Below are 19,028 nucleotides of genomic sequence, written 5' to 3' on the forward strand. Positions count from 1 at the left end.
TGCCCGCGAAGAGGCCGTCAGCCTCAGCGAAAATCCCGGATCAAACCCCGGTCTTGGGCGACTTCAACGAATCATTCCCGGTCACCGTAGCGGTATTGGTCGCCGCCTCGGCATTCGCCTTCAACTTGCTCAATTCTTCCCCGGCCCGCTCGATCTTCGCCCGAACGGTGTTCATGTCCTGACGGCTTTTCTCCAGCAGGCTTTTGGCCGAGCTGTGCCCGGTAATCCCGCGAGCCAGTGCTACACCGCCGATCGCCACCTGGATCAACCCGAAAATACCGCCGCGGCGCAGGCCCTTGCCCACCATCAGCACGCCACCGGCAAGCGAGCCAACGCGCTCCCAGCCGTGAACGTTTTGCTCGGAATGGGTCTGGAACGGGGTGGATTCGATGCGTTCTACGCGTTTGAGTTCGCTCATGATCTGTCTCCAGGCAGGAAAGGCTGCTTCAACAATAGATAGTTAAGCTGACTGCCGTGGCGGTCCGCTTGTTCCATCGAATGTGCGGTGATTCAGCGGAATTTTGCCCCGGAACGGGTATTGAGTCCCTTGGACATGCGGTCGTAGAGCACGACGTTGACTGTGGCGGCCAGGTTCATGCAGCCAGTGGTCGGGATGTAGACCACGTCTTCGCACCAGTCGCGAATCTCTTTATCCAGCGAACCGTCTTCCGGGCCGAAGATGTACAGCGCGCGGTCCGGATGGGTGTATTCCGGCAGCGAACGAGCGCCTTCGACCAGCTCCACCGCGACGGGCACGCAGCCCAATGGCAGGATTTTTTTCAAGTCGTCGATGCCAATCAGCGGGATGTCGTAGTGGACGCGCTTGGTGTCGGTGACGAAGTCGGCAGCGCGTTCATAACGCTTGCCGGTGTAGAACACGGACGCCACGCCATAGCAGCCGGCGGCGCGCATCACCGAGCCGACGTTTTCCGGTGATTTGGGGTTATACAAACCAATGCAGCTGTACCGTTTGTCTGCCACGAGCGGGGTGCCTTCGGGGAAAAAACGGCGATTATACGGGGATTGGGGGAGGGGTGTCGGGTTTGGAGATTGGTGGTGTCTGAACAATTGCTATCGCTAGCAGGCTAGCTCCCACATTCGATCTTGGGCGTTCACACATACTCATGTGCACAGAAGATCCCCTGTGGGAGCTAGCCTGCTAGCGATGGGGCCGGGTCAGGCACTGAAGATCTTCAGTCGTCTTTCTTCATCAGACCAGCCAACGCCGCAAACGGGTTATGCGTCGCCTTGGCGATTTTCGGCGTGCTCAGCGAACCTTCGTGAAAATACTGCTGGTCGGTATACCGCGAGTGTTCGTTGTCGTGGCAATACAGGCACAACAATTCCCAGTTCGAGCCGTCCTGCGGGTTGTTGTCGTGGTTGTGGTCGCGGTGGTGCACGGTCAGTTCGCTCAGGCGCTTGCCGGAGAACTCACGGGCGCAGCGGCCGCACACGTGCGGGTACATCTTCAGGGCCTTGTCGCGGTAACCCATTTCCTTGTCGCGCTGGTTGTCGGCGAGGATGCGATCCAGCTTCGAGGTATTGGTCGGCGTTGACGAACTCATGGGTTCACCTTTGTAAAAGACTAATGACGGTTATGACGTGAGTTTAGCTCAGCCCTTGAGCTTCTCGGCAATCCAGATGGTGTGGCGCGTGCCTTTGTTGCCGTGGGCGAAGACCTGGACTTCCTCGGCCTTGAAACCGGCTTTCTTCAGTTTGTCGGAAAACTGCTTGTCGGCGCTGGCCGACCACACCGCCAGCACGCCTTTGGGCCGCAGGGCCTTGGCGCAGGCGCTCAGGCCACCGGCGGAGTAAAGCCAGCTGTTGGCCCGCTGGGTCAGGCCTTCGGGGCCGTTGTCGACGTCGAGCATGATCGCGTCGAAACCTTGGGGCTCGGCTTGCAGGACTTTGGCCACGTCTTCCATGCGAATCACAGTGCGCGGGTCGAGCAGCGGATTTCCGGCTTTCTCTCCCAACGGCCCGCGATTCCACTCCACCACGCCAGGCACCAGCTCGGCGACCACCACTTCAGCGGTCTTGCCCAAATGCTTGAGGGCCGAGGCGAGGGTGAAACCCATGCCGAGACCGCCGATCAGCACCCGCGAGTTCGGCCGGCCCGCCACTTTGCGGCACGGAATCTCGGCGAGGGCATCTTCGGAACCGTGCATGCGCGTGTTCATCAACTGCCCGCCGTCGCCGCCCTGGATCTTGATGACGAAATCCTCGCCATACTCGAAGAGGCACAAGGCGCCGCCGTTTTCAGGGATAGGGGCGGTGTCGAGCAGAACGAAACGTTTCATGGAAATCTCAAATTGGGGGAAGGCAAACAGAGGCAGTTGGGAGTAGCCTGCCAATGACAACAAGGCCAACGGAGCCATTGATGAAGCGCACCATTCTAACGGTCATTGCCTTGGCCGCGCTCTCGATAACTGCAGTGCAGGCCCAGCAGTTGCAACCCGTACCGATCACCCCGGCGCCGATGCCTGGTTCGCCCGGCACCGCGACCCCGACGCCGTATCCGCAAATAACCCCCTCCACCACACCCCGGACCGGGCCTGGCAGTGGCGGCCCGCCGTTGGTGCCGATCGAGATGCCCAGCCCTCCGACCAAGGATCAACCGGTACCGGGGATTGAACCGAACAACACGAAAACCAAATCACCCGGCGGTTAAACCTGTTGCGAGAGCAGTTGGCCGTCGGCCATGCGCAGGCGTTTGGAGAGTGCGACGGCGAGGGCGCGGATGATTTTGGCGGCGATTTTCGGCGCATCATTGATCATCTTTTCCAGGGAGTCCTTGCCCAGGTTCAGCAACTGACAGTTACTGGCGGCCACGCAACTGGCCGAACGGCGTTCGCCATCGAGCACCGCCATTTCGCCGAACGAGCGACCGCTGCGCAAGGTGGCCATGTTCACCAATTGCCCGTCGCCGCTGGTCTTCTGCACCGACACCTGGCCTGTGTGGATGATGCACATGAAGCTGCCGGCATCACCCTCATGGAAAATCTCTTCGCCTTCGGGGATGGTGCTGATGCTGAAGTAGCCGGAGGCGGCGGCGAAGTCCGCCGGCAGCAGTTGATCGAACAGGCCGCAGTCCATCAGCCAGTCGCGGATTTCGTTGTTCAGTAAGGTCGGTTCTGACATGTCGGCACGGTCTTTTTTTTGTGTCTGTTCTATTCCGGGATTTGGATTCACTGCATATCCCTGTGGGAGCGGGCTTGCCCGCGATGACGATGTAACAGCCAACATAAATGTTGAATGTAGGGGCCTCATCGCGGGCAAGCCCGCTCCCACAGGGGGAGGTGTGCAGCCTCGGGCTCCGGTGTCTGGTCTTAAGACCAGTGCACCGGGCCAAGTTCCTCAGGCAATCCCCAAAACCTTGAAAACAAATGCGTATTCGAGTGCTACGTCACGCAATCCCTGATAACGACCGCTCATCCCGCCGTGCCCGGCGCCCAGTTCGGTCTTGAGCAGCAGGGTATTAGTGTCGGTTTTGGTCGCGCGCAATTTGGCCACCCACTTCGCCGCTTCCCAGTACTGCACGCGGCTGTCGTTGTAGCCGGCAATCACCAGGGTCGCCGGATAGGCTTGCGCGGTGACGTTTTCGTACGGGGCGTAGGCCTTGATCCGATCATAAACGTCCGGCTCTTCAGGATTGCCCCACTCGTCGTATTCCGTGACGGTCAGCGGCAGGTCCGGGTCGAGCATGGTGTTAAGCACGTCGACGAACGGCACTTCAGCGATCGCCGCGCCAAACAGCTCCGGCCGCTGATTGAGCACCGCCCCGATCAGCAAACCACCGGCACTGCCGCCACTGATCGCCAATTGCGCTGACGTGGTGAAGCCGTTGTCGATCAAGTGCTCGGCACAGGCAATAAAGTCGCTGAAGGTGTTGTGCTTGTGTTCCTGCTTGCCGGCGCGATACCAGGCTTCGCCCAGTTCGCCGCCACCACGCACATGGGCGATGGCAAACGCCACGCCGCGATCCAGCAAACTCAGACGGGCGTGGGAGAACCATGGGTCGAGGCTTTCGCCATAGGCGCCGTAGCCGTATAGATACAGCGGCGTCGGCTGTCCAAGTGCTTCGCGTTTGACGACATAGCTGATCGGCACTTGTGTGCCATCGGGTGCCGTTGCCCACAAGCGCTGGCTGACGTAGGCATCGGCGTCGAACGGGCCGAGCACCGGGGTTTCTTTGAGGACTTTCTGCTCGCCACTGTCCAGTTCGAGCTGGCGGATCTGTGCTGGACGGTTCAAAGCCTCGTAACGCAGGCGGATCCTGTCGCTGACAAATTCCAGGCTGTTCTGCACATGCAGGCTGTACGCCGCATCCGGCAGTTGCACGCGGTAGCTCGGCAGGTCCTGCGGATGGACTTCAATCACCGGCAAGCCGCCGACCCGCAGGCTCAGGGTCATCGCGCCGACGTTCAGGCTCATGCCCTCGATCATCGTGCTATCGCTGTGGGGGATCAGGTTCTGCCAGTCGGCCTCGGTCGGCGCAACGCCTGTATCGACGGCGGTGTACAGGGCGAAGTTGATGCCGTCGCGGTTGGTGCGAATGAACCAGGCCCATTCACCGTTCAGCGTGCCGTGATCGACGTCGTATTCATGGTCTTCAACCCGTGGCGCCAGGCAGGTAAAGGCCTGCTGCGGCTGCGAGGCGTCGAGGGTCCAGACTTCGCTGGTGGTCTTGCTGCCCAGCGACAGCAGCAATTGCTGCTCGGAACTGGAGCGGTAGCAATGCAGGAAGAAGCGACCGTCCGGCTCGTTGAACACTTCTTCGGCCGCCGTGCCGTCGAGTCGATAGCGCAACAGTTTGTGCGGACGGTGGGTGTCGTCCAGTTCGCCGAAAAACAGCGTCAGGCTGTCGTTGGCCCAGGTCATGCTGCCGTCGCAGTCCTGGAATTCGAGCTCGCTGACACGACCGTTGGACAATTCCTTCACGAACAGCGTGTAAATCTCATCGCCCGTGGAGTCGATGCTGTAGGCCAGGCGCTGGTGGTCCGGGCTGATGCTGAACGCGCCCAGGGAGAAGAAGCCGCCATTGGCCAGTTCGTTCGGGTCCAGCAGCAGTTGCTCCTTGCTTTCATCGAGCTGCAGGCTGTCATCGGCCGGACGCGGGCAGCGGTAGTGGCGGGCGTATTCGTCTCCGGCGGTGGTGCGCGTGTAATACAGGAACGGGCCCCAAGGGGAGGGCAGCGACAGGTCGGTTTCGAGAATCCGGTCCTTGATCTCCTCGAACAGGGTTTCGCGCAGCCCGGCCTGATCGGCGGTTTGGGCCTCTTGATAGCGGTTTTCAGCCTTGAGGTAGTCGAGCACCGCGTCGGTGTCGCGCTCCTGCAGCCAGGCATACGGGTCAGGGCCGTCGGCCTTGTGGGCAATCGGGGCGCTGGTGACGTTGGCGGATAAGGGCATGAAGGACTCTCGGACGTTGTACGGAATAGGGCGCGCGCGTGTCTTGATGCCGCTGCAAATCCCTGTGGGAGCGGGCTTGCTCGCGAAGGGGCCTGCACATTCAACATCTGTGTTGGCTGACACACCGCATTCGTGAGCAAGCCCGCTCCCACAGGAGTCAGGCGTAGCGGCCAGGCATTGGAGCAAGCCTGACGGGCGAAAAGTCGTTACTATAAGCGCCTCTTTGCCTGCCTTGCCATGGACACCATGACCGAGAACGACTATCTGATCGCTTGGGGCCTCTACGCCTTTGCCGCTTTAGGCTGCCTGTTGGTGTGGATGCGCATCACCCGCTGGATGTGGCGTTGGCTGCGTGAACCGCTGCGGCTGCTGGTTGCCGTGCTGCTGTTCAGCCCGACCATCATCGATCCGGTGAAGGAAAAAGTGGCCCCGGCCATCGCCATCACCGCGCTCGATCTGCTGTTCAAGGTGGGCAATAACGCCTGGCGAGCGGTTTCCGATCTGTTCATGTACGGCATGATCGCCTTCGGCATCTACCTGGTTTTCGTGCTGATCCGTTTCCCGCTCGAACGCGCCTCCAACGCTCGCAAGGAACAGGCAGCCGCCGCCAAGGCCGCGGCCCGGGCCGACGATCCTGACGACGATCATCCGTTCGGCGGTGCCGGTGATGATCGTTACGGTCGGCCGCCAGTGCCGAGCAACCCTCAGCGTTTGCGGGTCGAACCGCGTTTGTAACCCGGCCTTGAAGCGAGAATCCGAGCATGTGTGAGTTATTGGGCATGAGCGCGAATGTGCCGACCGATATCGTGTTCAGCTTCACCGGGCTGATGCAACGCGGTGGTCGCACCGGCCCGCACCGTGACGGTTGGGGCATCGCCTTCTACGAGGGGCGCGGCCTGCGGCTGTTTCAGGACCCGGCGGCGAGCTGCGAGTCCGAAGTGGCGAACCTGGTGCAGCGTTATCCGATCAAAAGCGAAGTGGTGATCGGGCACATACGTCAGGCCAACGTCGGCAAGGTCTGCCTGTCCAACACGCACCCTTTTGTGCGTGAACTGTGGGGCCGCAACTGGTGTTTCGCCCACAATGGCCAGCTCGCGGATTTTCAGCCGATCAAAAGTTTTTACCGCCCCGTTGGTGACACTGACAGCGAAGCGGCGTTTTGCGATCTGCTCAACCGGGTACGTGCAGCGTTTCCGGAACCGGTAGAAATCGAAGCGTTGCTCCCGGACCTGGTCGCCGCTTGCGCCGAATACCGCAGCAAAGGCGTGTTCAATTGCCTGCTGAGCGACGGCGACTGGCTGTTCTGCTATTGCTCGACCAAGTTGGCCCAGATCACCCGTCGTGCGCCATTCGGCCCGGCGCGGTTGAAGGATGTCGATGTGATCGTCGACTTCCAGGCCGAAACCACGCCCAACGATGTGGTCACGGTGATCGCCACCGAACCCCTGACCGAAAACGAAACCTGGACCCGCTACGAACCGGGCCAATGGAGCCTCTGGCGACGCGGCGAATGCGTCAGCCAGGGCAAGACCGAATAAGGACTCACCCCTCATGTTGCTCAGTTATTTACGGCTGGTGTTGTTTGCGGCGGGCTTGTTGATCGGTGTCCAGGTGCCGGGGTTCATCAGCGATTACGCGAAACGGGTCGAGGCGCATCTGATCGAGGCGCAGACCGGCTTGAGTGGTTTCCAGGGCACGGCCAATCAATTCTTCAAAGGCGATATGCAGGCGCTGGTCGCTCATTACCGTGCCAGCGAAGACCCGATTTTCCGCAGCGACGCAGAGAGCCTGAGCACCTTGCTCACCCGTCAGTTGGCGCTCGATAAACAGTTCCAGGCCATGCAGGGCCCGTGGTACATCCGCGTCCTGCAGGTGGCGCTGGCGGCTGATCCGGATATTCGCAAGGAAACCTGGAATGGCTACAGCTACCAGATCCTGCTGACACCGGAAGCGATGATCTGGGGCATGAGTGGCGCGTTGCTGCTGTCCTTCGGCATCGAATGCCTGTTCCGTCTGATTGACTGGGTGGTGCTGGGCGGCAAACGACTGCGCCAGAGCCGTCCGATTGAAGACCGGGATGTGCGCGGGTTGTAAGGGGTCCAATGCGTTCCCTGTGGCGAGGGAGCTTTTGTGGCGAGGGAGCTTGCTCCCGCTCGGCTGCGCAGCAGTCGTAAATCCGGAAAATGCGGTTTGCCTGGCGCACTGAGGGTGTCTGTTTCGGGGCTGCTGCGCAGCCCAGCGGGAGCAAGTTCCCTCGCCACAGGGTTTGTGTATCAGGTTTAGACGGTTGGCTTGCTGAGGGAGATGTAGTCCTCGCCCACCTTGCGCGCATACCCCTCCAGCACCTGCTGACACAACGCGACAATCTCCTCGACCCACTCCACGCCCACTCGCCACGACACCACGACCTGCAAATTAGGCAGCTGTTGATCGATAGTCAGCAAGGTCAATTCCCCCCGCGCCAGCTCCTCGGCCACCAGGACCGGCGGCAACGCGCCAATCCCGAATCCGTCGCGCAGCAACCGGGTAATCGCCGACACCGAATTCACGCAGTTCAGCCGGGGTGTCATGACCCCGTTCGCCTGCATCAGACCCAGAATGTCCTGATGAGGATGTGAATTTTTCGAGTAAGTAATGATTCGCTCGCGAGCCAGGTCGGTAATGTCTGAGTACTCGCGGTTGTAGATCGAGCTACTGGCCACGATCCACCCCATCGGATGGCTTGCCAGCTCCAGGCTGCGCACACTTTCCTGGCGCACCAGGTCGGTTTGCAGGATCAGATCGAGAAAGCCTTTTTGCAGCTGATCGCAGAGGTTGAGCGCCGTATCGGCCACCAGCTCGATCTCCACCAGCGGATAGTGATCCATCATCTGTGCCACCAATGGGCTCAGCCAGGTGTGAATCACCGTGTCCATCACACCGATCCGCACGCGTCCGACCTTGCTCGAGCGCGTCTCGATCGACTGCTTGAGGGCCTGCATGGTGTCCATCATCTGCTCGGCGTATTCGAGCACTTTCAAGCCTTCCGGCGTCAGGCTCACTCCGCGCGAGTCGCGCAAAAACAACTTCACCCCGAGCTCGCCTTCGAGCACCGCGATGCGGCTGGAAATCGACGCCTGGGTGGTGAAGAGCTTGTCTGCCGTCAGGCGAAAACTCTTGAGTCGGGCGACCCAGACAAAGGTCTCGAGAAACTTCAGGTTCATGGGATTTGCTCGGGGATAAAGAATTCTTATGTCTAGGGCGGGGTTTTATTAGTTGGACGCAACAGGGCCGGGCGCCCAAAAATCAGGCCATCCGGTTCCCACGATAGGCGTCGTCGGGGCTCAGAACAATACCAATAAAATTTGCACGGAGATTTGCCATGAGTGCGCCCGACACGCTCGACATCCCCAAAGCCACGCCTCGCCCGGGACCTTTCGACTGGTACCGCAACATCAATCAGCAGGAACGCCGCACCTTCTGGAGCTGCAAGATCGGCTATGGCCTGGACGGCATGGACACGCAGATGCTCAGCTTCGTGGTGCCGACCCTGATTGCCATGTGGGGCATCACCACCGGCGAGGCCGGGCTGATCCATACCAGCACGCTGATTGCGTCGGCCATCGGCGGTTGGGTGGCGGGGATTCTGTCAGACCGCATCGGCCGCGTGCGCACCTTACAACTGACGGTGCTGTGGTTCGCCTTCTTCACCTTCCTCTGCGGCTTTGCGCAAAACTACGAACAACTGTTGATCAGCCGCACCCTGATGGGCTTCGGTTTTGGCGGTGAGTGGACTGCCGGCGCGGTGCTGATGGGCGAGGTGATTCGCGCCAAGGACCGCGGTAAAGCGGTGGGCATGGTGCAATCGGGCTGGGCGCTGGGTTGGGGGCTGACGGCGATTCTCTATGCGCTGCTGTTCTCGGTATTGCCGCCGGAAGATGCCTGGCGCGCGCTGTTCATCCTCGGCATCGTGCCGGCCATCTTCGTGATTTTCGTCCGTCGACTGGTCAAGGACCCGGAAATCTACCGCGAAGCCAAGGCCAAGCAGGAACCGGGCAATGCCGCGAAGTTCTACGAGATTTTTGCCCCCGGCATCCTCTTCACCACGATCCGCGCTTCGGTGTTGACCACCGGCGCTCTGGGCGGCTACTACGCGATCACCTCCTGGCTGCCGACTTTTCTGAAGAACGAACGCGGTTTGAGCGTACTCGGCACGGGCGGTTATCTGGCGATGGTGATCGTCGGTTCCTACGTCGGCTACGTCATCAGCGCTTATTTGACTGACATCCTCGGTCGCAAGAGGAACTTCATTCTGTTCGCGGTGGGCTCGTTCACCATCGTATTGCTCTACACCCAATTGCCGGTCAGTAACGGCGTGATGCTGTGGCTGGGTTTCCCGCTGGGCTTCTTTGCTTCGGGGATTTTCAGTGGCATGGGCGCGTTTCTGACCGAGCTGTTTCCGACCAGGATTCGCGGTTCGGGGCAGGGCTTTTGCTACAACATCGGTCGTGCCTTGGCGGCATTGTTCCCGCTGCTGATCGGTTTGTTGAGTCAGACGGTGCCGTTGAGCGTAGGCATCGGGGCGTTTGCGGCGGTGTCCTACGGCGTGGTGATCCTTGCGGCGTTGAGCCTGCCGGAAACCCGTGGCAAACAACTCGACGCCCAATAACAAAACGCCAGCAACTGATAATCTGCAGGCAACTGCCCCGCAGTAAAAAAAGAATATGCCTACAGGAGTGTTCACCGTGAGCCGCCTGCTATTGAACTGCGACATCGGCGAGAGTTTTGGCAACTGGACCATGGGTCTGGACGCCGAGGTCATGCCCTTCATCGATTGCGCCAACATCGCTTGCGGCTTCCACGCCGGCGACCCGAGCATCATGCGCAAGACCGTCAGCCTGGCCCTGAGCAACGGCGTACAGATCGGCGCGCACCCGGCCTATCAGGACCTGGTCGGTTTCGGCCGACGCTCCATGGCCTACGCCGCCCAGGAACTTCAGGACATCCTGCATTACCAGATCGGTGCCCTCGACGGCGTTTGCCGGGCCCAGGGCGGGCGCGTCAGTTACGTCAAACCTCATGGCGCGATGTACAACGACATGATGGCCAATCCGGCGCAATTGCGTGCCGTGCTTCAGGCCGTGGCGGCCTATGACCGGACCTTGCCGCTTATGTTGATGGCCACGCGCGACAACAGCGCCGCCCAGCGACTGGGCGATGAGTACGGCGTGACCCTGTGGTTCGAAGCCTTCGCCGATCGCGCCTACGACAGTGCCGGCATGCTGGTTTCGCGGCAGCTGCCGGGGGCGGTGCACCACGATCCCGAAAGAATTATCGAGCAGGCGCTGACCATCGCCCGTGGCGACACCCTCACCGCCAGCGACGGCAGCGCCTTGCACTTGCAGGCCAATACCCTTTGCGTCCACGGCGACAACGCCAGTTCGGTGGCAGCCGTGCGCCGGATTCGCGAAGCCCTTGATCAGCAGAGCGCACCATGAAACCGCGGGTTGAGGTGGTAGCGCTGGATTGCCTGATGGTGCGTCTCTTTGATGAAATCAGCGAAGCCAATATGCCGTGGATGCTCGCGGCCAGCGAAAACCTGCGCACTGCGTTCGCCGGGCATCTGATCGATCTGGTGCCGTCGTACACGACGTTGATGGTGCATTACGATCTGACGGCGTTGAGTCCGGCTCAGGCCCGGGAACTGATCGCCGAAGCGCTGATCGACCTGTCGCCCAACGCGAGCACCAGTGGTAAATGCCATGTGCTGCCGGTCTGGTATGACTTGAGCGTCGGACCGGAGTTGAGCCTGTTGTCGCAACGCAGCGGCTTGTCGGTGGAGGAGGTGATCCGCCGTCACAGCGAGCGCGAGTATCAGGTATTCGCCTTGGGTTTCGCGCCGGGGTTTGCCTTCATGGGGCTGGTGGAGGAAGTGCTCGCCGCGCCGCGCCTGAATACGCCGCGCAAAAAAGTGGCTGCCGGCAGTGTCGGCATCGCCGAGCGGCAAACCGCCGCTTACCCGGTGGTTTCCCCCGGCGGCTGGAACCTGATCGGCCGCACGCCGGCCAAGCTGTTCGACCGCGAGCGCGACGGCTACAGCCTGATGCAACCGGGCGACACCGTGCGCTTTGAAGCGGTCAGCCATGCCGAATTCATCAACCTGGGCGGTGACGACACGCCATTGGAGGCCCAGGCATGAGCCGTCTACTGATTGAAGCGAGTACGCCGTTGTGCCTGTTGCAGGACGCCGGCCGTTTCGGCGTGCGGCATCTGGGCGTGACCCAGGGTGGCGGGCTGGATTGGCGCTCGATGTCATGGGCCAACTGGCTGCTGGGCAATCGGCTGGATGCGCCGGTGATTGAAATCACCCTCGGCGGCTTCAGCGTGGTGGCCGAGGAAGATTGCGTGTTGGCGCTGGCCGGGGCGGACCTGGGCGCGCAAGTGAATGGCGAGGCACTGGCGCCGTGGCGCAGTTTCCGGCTGAACAAAGGCCAGCGATTGCAGTTCACTCAGCCGCTGCTCGGGGCACGGGCTTATCTGGCGGCACCGGGCGGGTTCGATGCGCCGAAGGTGTTGGGTAGCAGCGCGACAGTGGTCCGTGAAGAACTCGGCGGTCTGGATGGTATGGGCCGGCCTTTGGCCAAAGACGCTTCGTTGAGCTATGGCGGGAGTGCGCTGATATTGCTGCGGGAGTTGCCGGCAGAACATCGGCCGGACTTCAACGTCGATTCGCCACTGGATGTGGTCCTCGGCGCGCAGATTGGTGAGTTCAGCGGACAAAGTCTGTTCGATGCGTTCAACAGCGTCTGGACCCTCGACAGCCGCGCTGATCGCATGGGCATTCGCTTGCTGGGAACGGCGTTGCAGTACCAGGGCAAACCGATGATTTCCGAGGGGATCCCGCTGGGCGCGGTCCAAGTGCCGCCGGATGGGCAGCCGATTGTGTTGCTCAATGACCGGCAGACCATTGGTGGTTATCCGCGACTGGGGGCGTTGACGCCGTTGGCGTTGGCGCGGCTGGCGCAATGTTTGCCGGGGGCGAAAGTGCGGTTGCGGCCGGTGGTGCAGGATGTCGCGCATCGGCAACAGGTCGAATATTTGCGGCGGTTTTCAGGTCGCTAAAAGCATCGCGGGCAAGCCCGCTCCCACAGGGGAAATGGTGTTCACAAAATGTGTGAACACCTCCAATCCTGTGGGAGCGGGCTTGCCCGCGATGGCGTCAGTACAGGCAACCGAGATTACTTGGACAGAAACCGCATCCCTTCCTCCAACCCCCGCAACGTCAGCGGATACATCTGGTCGTCAATCAAGTCCCGCACAATATTGGTCGACGACGTATAGCCCCACGTATCTTTCGGATACGGGTTGATCCAGATGACCTTCTTGTACTTCTCCATGAACCGCTGCATCCACACATAACCGGCTTCTTCGTTCCAGTGCTCGACGCTGCCGCCGGCCTGGGTGATTTCATAAGGCGCCATCGCAGCATCACCAATGAAGATCACTTTGTAGTCGGCACCGTACTTGTGCAGCAGGTCCTGGGTCGAAGTTCGCTCGGATGTGCGGCGCATGTTGTTCTTCCACACCGATTCATAAATGAAGTTGTGGAAGTAGAAGTACTCCAGGTGCTTGAACTCGGTCTTGCAGGCCGAGAACAACTCCTCGCAAATCTTCACGTGCGCGTCCATCGAGCCGCCGATGTCGAACAGCAGCAGCAACTTGACGGTGTTACGCCGCTCCGGCCGCATCTGGATATTCAGCAGGCCGGCATCGCGTGCGGTGTGGTCGATGGTGCCATCGATGTCCAGCTCTTCCGCCGCACCCTGACGGGCGAACTTGCGCAAGCGGCGCAGGGCAACCTTGATGTTGCGCGTGCCCAGTTCCACCGAGTCGTCGAGGTTCTTGTACTCGCGCTGATCCCACACCTTGACCGCTTTGCCCTGGCGCTTGCCGGCATCGCCGACCCGAATGCCTTCCGGGTTGAAACCGCCGGAGCCAAACGGGCTGGTGCCGCCGGTGCCGATCCATTTGTTGCCGCCCGCGTGGCGTTCTTTCTGTTCTTCGAGGCGTTTCTTGAACTCTTCGATCAGCTTGTCCAGGCCGCCGAGGGACTGGATCGCGGCCCGTTCTTCTTCGGTCAGGGAACGCTCGAATTCCTTGCGCAGCCAGTCTTCGGGAATCAACGCCTGAAGGTGATCGTCGAGTTTTTCCAGGCCATTGAAGTAGGCGCCGAACGCACGGTCGAACTTGTCGAAATGCCGTTCGTCCTTCACCAGAATCGCCCGGGACAAGTAATAGAACTCGTCCATGTCGGCGAAGGTCACGCGCTGTTTCAGCGCGTTGATCAGGTCAAGCAGCTCGCGCACCGAGACCGGCACCTTGGCTGCGCGCATTTCATTGAACAGGTTGAGCAGCATGGCGATCAGCCTCTTAGCGGGTGCCGCGACGGCTCATGAACGCCAGGCGCTCAAGCAATTGAACATCCTGTTCGTTCTTCACCAAGGCGCCTGCCAGCGGTGGAATTGCTTTGGTCGGATCGCGTTCGCGCAATACCGCTTCGCCGATGTTGTCGGCCATCAACAACTTCAGCCAGTCCACCAGTTCGGAGGTCGATGGCTTTTTCTTCAGGCCCGGGACCTTGCGCACATCGAAGAACACGTCCAGCGCTTCGCTGACCAGGTCTTTCTTGATGTTCGGGTAGTGCACGTCGACGATCTTTTGCAGGGTCACGCGATCCGGGAAGGCGATGTAGTGGAAGAAGCAGCGGCGCAGGAAAGCGTCCGGCAGCTCTTTCTCGTTGTTGGAGGTAATGATGATAATCGGGCGTTTCTTGGCCTTGATGGTCTCGTCGATCTCGTAGACGTAGAACTCCATCTTGTCGAGTTCTTGCAGCAGGTCGTTCGGGAACTCGATGTCAGCCTTGTCGATTTCGTCGATCAGCAGGATCACCCGCTCTTCAGACTCGAACGCTTCCCAGAGCTTGCCCTTTTTCAGGTAGTTGCGAACGTCGTGGACCTTTTCCGTGCCCAGCTGCGAGTCACGCAGGCGGCTGACCGCGTCGTACTCGTACAGGCCCTGATGCGCCTTGGTCGTGGACTTGATGTGCCAGGTGATCAGCTTGGCGCCGAAGGACTCGGCCAGTTGCTCGGCGAGCATGGTTTTGCCGGTACCCGGTTCGCCCTTGACCAGCAGTGGACGCTCCAGGGTAATGGCGGCGTTGACCGCCAGCTTCAGGTCATCGGTGGCGACGTAGGCCTGGGTGCCTTCGAACTTCATCTGCTAATCCTCGAACGGTAACGCCGACCTGAACGAGGCAGGGCGGGGCGCAATAATTGTAGTACCCGACTATAACGCGCAGGCCGGTCGACTGTGAACGCAGACGACTTATTCAGTCTCTGAATGGAGCGTCACATCTTGACTCAGTCTCGGCCGCTGGCCAGTATTGAGCTATCGCCATTCTGGCGATAGCTTGCCCGGCATGTCTACTAAATACCGATTTCGCGATACGTACCGCATTCAGTTGCGCGAGAAGGATCATCCGCCGCCCCATGTTCACCTGACAGGAGGAGGGCTCGATGTGATGCTGAGCCTGGAAACCATCGAAGTGATGGTCGGTAAGGCGCCGCCACTGATTATCAAGGAAGCGCTGGAGTGGGTCAGGGCCCATCAGGCGCAATTGCTGGAGGACTGGAAACGATGTTACCCATGAAACGACCACGGCTGTCGGCTGTGCAGGCGTTGCCGGATTACCGCTTGGCGCTGACCTTTATCGACGGTCAGCAGCTGACCCTTGATTTGAGTCGCGACCTGCACACCTATCCAGGGTTGCAGCCGTTGCTGGAGGCTGGGGCATTCGAACGTGCACTATCGGGTGATGATGGCTGGAGCGTCGAGTGGCCCGAGCAGGACATCCAGATCGGCGCCGACACCCTGTATCTGGATGCCCTCGCGCAAAATGCCTTGGACGAAAACACCCGGATCTTCATCGACTGGCGCGCTCGTAACGGGCTACCGCTCAATCAGGCGGCTGAGGCGCTGGGTGTCAGTGCACGAAGCATCACCCGATACAGCAGCGGCCGCGAAGCAGTGCCTCGATCATTGGCGCTGGCCTGTCTGGGCTGGGACTTCCTGCAGCAGCAATCGAACCCGGCACGGGCAGCCGAAGAGACCGGTCGCTACACCGTGACGCGCAAACCTTAACCCGCTTCCGGCTTCGGCCTCTCATACCGGGCATTGAAGGCCTGGACAAAACCATTGCGCAAAATCTGCAAAAACGCCTGGAACGCGCTGATATCTTGTCGATGCACGTTGCCGCTCAGTTCGACGCGTGTCGCGAACTGGTTCTTGCCCTGGTTTTTCAGCACGGTTTCGGAGCCGCCGACAATGGCCTCCCAGATGGAGCGGAAAAGCCCTTTGTCCTTGTTTTCCACGTCTTGCTGCCAATTGAAGACGTCGACGTCCTTCAGCAGCGGTTTGATGTAGCCGGTCAGTTTGGCCTTCTTGGCCTGCGCTTCGATCACCACATCGCCGTGACCGGCATTGAAGTCGAACTTGCCGTAGGCCGAGGCAAAGTCGTTCATGCGTTTGAGTTCAATGTCCCTGGCCCGCAGGCGGAATTCGAAGTCCTCAAAGTTGCTTAACGGATCGAAGGTTGCCGTTGTTTCCAGTGGTGCGTGCCCCAGCAACAGCGCCTTGCCTTCAAAACGGGCGTCGCGCTTGCCTTCGGTGTCGACCACGTTGGTCAGGTTGTAGAGGCTGGCGTTGACCTGGGTGGCGTTCATGTTGACGGGGGGCTTGGAATTGAAGTTTCGAAAGCTGATCTTGCCGTCGTAGATGCGTATTTCGTTAAAGGTGAACGGCGCCAGTTTGCTTAGTTGTTCGCGCCAGTCGGTGCCTTGACCGGTCTGGGAGTTTTGTTTGTTGGCGCCGCCGTCGACGAAGTTCACCTCGGGGTTGAAGAACTGCACCTCGGCCACTACAGCGCGGTCGGACCAGAGTGAGTGCCAACTGACAGAAAGGTCGATCAGCGGCGCATTGACGAACGGCACCGGGACCTTGCCGTCGACCTTGACGATTTTCAGTCCGTTGATCTTGTAAGCACCGCGCCACAGTGCCAGGTCCACGTCGGTAACCTGGCCCCGGTAATCGCCCATGTCGGCCAACTTGTCGTTCAGGTAGTCGCGCACCAGGTAGGGCAGGGCGATGTGCAGGGCAATCAACAGCACAACGAGGCCGGCGAGGGTCCACAGGGGCCAACTGTATCGACGTTTCATGACGGCAAATCTCTGGCGATGTAAAGCCATTGACTGCGACGGTCACCGGACGTTCGACCTGACTGGACGACCACAGGCAACAGGCATACCTTTGGGAGCTTATTCAACGCTGTACAAGGACCCAGCCATGAGCCGTATTTACGCTGACAACGCCCATTCCATCGGCAATACGCCGTTGGTGCAGATCAACCGCATTGCCCCGCGCGGTGTGACCATCCTGGCCAAGATCGAAGGGCGCAACCCGGGTTATTCGGTCAAGTGCCGGATCGGCGCGAGCATGATCTGGGACGCCGAAAGCTCTGGCAAACTCAAGCCTGGCATGACCATCATCGAACCGACGTCGGGCAATACCGGTATTGGCCTGGCGTTTGTTGCCGCGGCCCGTGGCTACAAATTGATGCTGACCATGCCGGCGTCGATGAGCATCGAACGACGCAAGGTCCTCAAGGCACTGGGCGCCGAACTGGTCCTGACTGAACCGGCCAAGGGGATGAAGGGCGCAATCGAGAAGGCGGCCGAAATCCTCGCCAGCGACCCGGCCAAGTACTTCATGCCGGCACAGTTCGACAACCCGGCGAACCCGGCCATTCACGAGAAAACCACCGGCCCGGAAATCTGGAACGATACCGACGGCGCGGTCGATGTGCTGGTGGCAGGCGTTGGAACAGGCGGAACCATTACCGGTGTTTCGCGGTATATCAAGAATACCCAGGGCAAACCGATTATCTCGGTGGCGGTGGAGCCGGTGGTGTCACCTGTGATTACCCAGGCGATTGCCGGTGAAGAGATCAAGCCGAGCCCGCACAAGATCCAGGGGATCGGTGCCGGTTTTGTTCCGAAGAATCTGGATTTGTCGATCGTCGATCGGGTTGAGTTGGTCAGTGACGAAGAATCCAAGGCCATGGCCCTGCGCCTGATGCAGGAAGAAGGGATCTTGTGCGGTATTTCCTGTGGCGCCGCGATGGCAGTGGCAGTGCGTCTGGCCGAAACACCGGAAATGCAGGGCAAGACCATCGTGGTGATCCTGCCGGATTCCGGTGAGCGCTACCTGTCGAGCATGCTGTTCAGTGATCTGTTTACCGAGCAGGAGAATCAGCAGTAAGAGCGGTCATGTCTGCGGTATCTTTTTAACGGATGGTGCGAGGGCTGATTCACGTCAGCCCCCGTTCAGGAACCTTATGCTAATAAGTGCTTTATTGCACAAACCTTAATACTGAATGTCGAGTTTTGCGGGTTTTTCCCGAGGCCGGTAATGTTTATCATGGCCGGCTGCCACGTCGGGTAAATGGCGTTGTGCAAAGAGCCTAATCTCAAGGAGCCGTAGATGACCTTTTCCTTTGCCGCGAAAGCGTCAGTGTTGCTGCTATTCCTGGGCAGCACCCTCTATGTGCATATGCGCGGCAAGGCGCGATTACCGGTTCTGCGCCAGTTCGTTAACCACTCGGCCCTGTTTGCGCCATACAACGCCTTGATGTACCTGTTCTCCAGCGTGCCATCCAAACCCTATCTGGACCGCAGCAAATTCCCGGAACTTGATGTGCTCAAGGACAACTGGGAAGTTATCCGCGACGAAGCCATGCACCTGTTCGACGAGGGTTACATCTGCGCCGCCGAAAAGAACAACGATGCCGGTTTCGGTTCGTTTTTCAAGAAAGGCTGGAAACGTTTCTACCTCAAGTGGTACGACAAACCCCTGCCATCGGCTGAAACCCTGTGCCCGAAAACCGTGGCGCTGGTCAGCAGTATTCCCAACGTAAAAGGTGCGATGTTTGCGTTGCTGCCGGGCGGCAGCCACCTCAACCCGCACCGCGACCCGTTTGCCGGTTCCCTGCGTTATCACCTGGGGCTGTCGACGCCGAACTCCGATGACTGCCGCATCTTCGTCGACGGTCAGGTATACGCCTGGCGTGATGGCGAGGACGTAATGTTCGATGAGACCTACGTGCATTGGGTCAAGAACGAAACCGAGAAAACCCGGGTCATTCTGTTCTGTGACATCGAACGACCGCTGAGCAACCGCATCATGACCCGTATCAACCGCGGGATCAGCGGCCTGCTCGGTCGCGCCACCGCGCCTCAGAATCTTGATGATGAGCGAGTCGGCGGGATCAACCAGGCGTATGCCTGGAGCAAGAACTCCAGCGACAAAGTCAGCGGCGTGGTCAAACGCTGGAAGCGTCGCAACCCCAAGGCATACCGCGTGCTGCGGCCGGTGCTGGCGGTGGTGGTGTTGACGTTGTTGGGGTATTGGTTGTTTGGGTGACTGGATGTAATAGAAAACCGCTCCTAATGAGCGGTTTTTTTATGAGGAAAATTAAACGATGCGCCGCGACGAGGTGTCTTTATTGGCCCTTTGTCCAAGTC

General features: G+C 59.9%; 22 protein-coding genes. 12 read left to right on the forward strand and 10 right to left on the reverse strand.

The window, feature by feature from the left end; all coding sequences use genetic code 11:
* Positions 1-40 precede the first annotated feature (40 nt).
* From DJ564_RS08335 to DJ564_RS08350, 4 genes are all read right to left on the reverse strand, one after another.
* A complete protein-coding gene (locus DJ564_RS08335; protein WP_109628449.1) occupies positions 41-418 on the reverse strand; it encodes a DUF2892 domain-containing protein in 378 nt (125 codons plus the stop codon).
* Positions 419-510: 92 nt separating this feature from the next.
* On the reverse strand, positions 511-981 hold the full coding sequence (locus tag DJ564_RS08340) for an RNA methyltransferase (RefSeq protein ID WP_008153126.1): 471 nt from the start codon (positions 979-981) through the stop codon (positions 511-513).
* Between the two features lie 212 nt (positions 982-1,193).
* Entirely contained in the window at positions 1,194-1,565 is a 372-nt protein-coding gene (locus DJ564_RS08345; RefSeq protein ID WP_010462132.1) for a YajD family HNH nuclease, read from the reverse strand.
* A 48-nt stretch (positions 1,566-1,613) separates the two neighbouring features.
* Positions 1,614-2,300, reverse strand: coding sequence for a spermidine synthase (locus DJ564_RS08350; RefSeq protein ID WP_027925870.1), 687 nt, complete (start codon positions 2,298-2,300; stop codon positions 1,614-1,616).
* An 80-nt stretch (positions 2,301-2,380) separates the two neighbouring features.
* Here DJ564_RS08350 and DJ564_RS08355 point away from each other — a divergent pair, with 80 nt between their 5' ends.
* A complete protein-coding gene (locus DJ564_RS08355) occupies positions 2,381-2,671 on the forward strand; it encodes a hypothetical protein (protein WP_109628450.1) in 291 nt (96 codons plus the stop codon).
* On the opposite strand, the gene DJ564_RS08360 is transcribed toward DJ564_RS08355, so the two are convergent.
* A complete protein-coding gene (locus DJ564_RS08360; RefSeq protein ID WP_109628451.1) occupies positions 2,668-3,141 on the reverse strand; it encodes a cyclic nucleotide-binding domain-containing protein in 474 nt (157 codons plus the stop codon). The two genes, DJ564_RS08355 and DJ564_RS08360, sit on opposite strands and share 4 nt — an antisense overlap.
* Positions 3,142-3,357: 216 nt before the next feature.
* Positions 3,358-5,412, reverse strand: a complete 2,055-nt coding sequence (locus DJ564_RS08365; protein WP_109628452.1) for a S9 family peptidase — start codon at positions 5,410-5,412, stop codon at positions 3,358-3,360.
* A 237-nt stretch (positions 5,413-5,649) separates the two neighbouring features.
* Here DJ564_RS08365 and DJ564_RS08370 point away from each other — a divergent pair, with 237 nt between their 5' ends.
* The 3 genes from DJ564_RS08370 to DJ564_RS08380 are packed head-to-tail and all read left to right on the forward strand — an operon-like array spanning position 5,650 to position 7,506.
* On the forward strand, positions 5,650-6,147 hold the full coding sequence (locus tag DJ564_RS08370; protein ID WP_109628453.1) for an MFS transporter: 498 nt from the start codon (positions 5,650-5,652) through the stop codon (positions 6,145-6,147).
* Between the two features lie 26 nt (positions 6,148-6,173).
* Entirely contained in the window at positions 6,174-6,950 is a 777-nt protein-coding gene (locus DJ564_RS08375; protein ID WP_109628454.1) for a class II glutamine amidotransferase, read from the forward strand.
* 13 nt (positions 6,951-6,963) lie between these two features.
* Entirely contained in the window at positions 6,964-7,506 is a 543-nt protein-coding gene (locus DJ564_RS08380; RefSeq protein WP_109628455.1) for a DUF2937 family protein, read from the forward strand.
* Between the two features lie 185 nt (positions 7,507-7,691).
* Here the strand turns inward: DJ564_RS08380 and DJ564_RS08390 are convergent, their stop codons facing one another.
* Positions 7,692-8,615: a LysR family transcriptional regulator gene (locus DJ564_RS08390; RefSeq protein WP_109628456.1), complete on the reverse strand. Its 924-nt coding sequence runs from the start codon at positions 8,613-8,615 to the stop codon at positions 7,692-7,694.
* 158 nt (positions 8,616-8,773) lie between these two features.
* Between DJ564_RS08390 and DJ564_RS08395 the strand changes: the two genes are divergently transcribed.
* The 4 genes from DJ564_RS08395 to DJ564_RS08410 all read left to right on the forward strand — a co-directional run bounded on the left by DJ564_RS08395 (position 8,774) and on the right by DJ564_RS08410 (position 12,513).
* On the forward strand, positions 8,774-10,060 hold the full coding sequence (locus DJ564_RS08395; RefSeq protein ID WP_109628457.1) for an MFS transporter: 1,287 nt from the start codon (positions 8,774-8,776) through the stop codon (positions 10,058-10,060).
* A 76-nt stretch (positions 10,061-10,136) separates the two neighbouring features.
* Positions 10,137-10,889, forward strand: a complete 753-nt coding sequence (locus DJ564_RS08400; protein ID WP_109628458.1) for a 5-oxoprolinase subunit PxpA — start codon at positions 10,137-10,139, stop codon at positions 10,887-10,889.
* Positions 10,886-11,590 carry a 5-oxoprolinase subunit PxpB gene (gene pxpB / locus DJ564_RS08405; protein WP_109628459.1) on the forward strand — a complete coding sequence of 235 codons (705 nt, stop codon included), beginning with the start codon at positions 10,886-10,888 and terminating at the stop codon, positions 11,588-11,590. The genes DJ564_RS08400 and pxpB overlap by 4 nt, the downstream gene beginning before the upstream one ends.
* A complete protein-coding gene (locus DJ564_RS08410) occupies positions 11,587-12,513 on the forward strand; it encodes a biotin-dependent carboxyltransferase family protein (protein ID WP_109628460.1) in 927 nt (308 codons plus the stop codon). Before pxpB ends, DJ564_RS08410 begins: the two co-directional genes overlap by 4 nt.
* A 116-nt stretch (positions 12,514-12,629) precedes the next feature.
* Here DJ564_RS08410 and DJ564_RS08415 read toward each other — a convergent pair whose 3' ends face one another.
* Together DJ564_RS08415 and DJ564_RS08420 are read right to left on the reverse strand one after the other, a co-directional pair.
* On the reverse strand, positions 12,630-13,808 hold the full coding sequence (locus DJ564_RS08415) for a VWA domain-containing protein (RefSeq protein WP_077749161.1): 1,179 nt from the start codon (positions 13,806-13,808) through the stop codon (positions 12,630-12,632).
* 13 nt (positions 13,809-13,821) lie between these two features.
* A complete protein-coding gene (locus DJ564_RS08420) occupies positions 13,822-14,667 on the reverse strand; it encodes a MoxR family ATPase (RefSeq protein WP_010462104.1) in 846 nt (281 codons plus the stop codon).
* Between the two features lie 202 nt (positions 14,668-14,869).
* Between DJ564_RS08420 and DJ564_RS08425 the strand changes: the two genes are divergently transcribed.
* Together DJ564_RS08425 and DJ564_RS08430 are read left to right on the forward strand one after the other, a co-directional pair.
* Entirely contained in the window at positions 14,870-15,100 is a 231-nt protein-coding gene (locus tag DJ564_RS08425; RefSeq protein WP_178082287.1) for a DUF4160 domain-containing protein, read from the forward strand.
* The gene (locus DJ564_RS08430) at positions 15,088-15,591 is read left to right on the forward strand and encodes a DUF2442 domain-containing protein (RefSeq protein ID WP_109628462.1); all 504 of its coding nucleotides are present in this window, start codon (positions 15,088-15,090) and stop codon (positions 15,589-15,591) included. Before DJ564_RS08425 ends, DJ564_RS08430 begins: the two co-directional genes overlap by 13 nt.
* On the opposite strand, the gene DJ564_RS08435 is transcribed toward DJ564_RS08430, so the two are convergent.
* On the reverse strand, positions 15,588-16,664 hold the full coding sequence (locus DJ564_RS08435; RefSeq protein WP_109628463.1) for a DUF748 domain-containing protein: 1,077 nt from the start codon (positions 16,662-16,664) through the stop codon (positions 15,588-15,590). The genes DJ564_RS08430 and DJ564_RS08435 overlap by 4 nt on opposite strands.
* A 127-nt stretch (positions 16,665-16,791) precedes the next feature.
* On the opposite strand from DJ564_RS08435, the gene cysK reads away from it, so the two are divergent.
* A complete protein-coding gene (gene cysK, locus DJ564_RS08440; protein ID WP_109628464.1) occupies positions 16,792-17,766 on the forward strand; it encodes a cysteine synthase A in 975 nt (324 codons plus the stop codon).
* Between the two features lie 222 nt (positions 17,767-17,988).
* On the forward strand, positions 17,989-18,927 hold the full coding sequence (locus DJ564_RS08445; protein ID WP_109628465.1) for an aspartyl/asparaginyl beta-hydroxylase domain-containing protein: 939 nt from the start codon (positions 17,989-17,991) through the stop codon (positions 18,925-18,927).
* The last annotated feature ends 101 nt before the right edge of the window (positions 18,928-19,028 follow it).

The organism is Pseudomonas sp. 31-12 (genome assembly GCF_003151075.1).
Taxonomy (GTDB): Bacteria; Pseudomonadota; Gammaproteobacteria; order Pseudomonadales; family Pseudomonadaceae; genus Aquipseudomonas.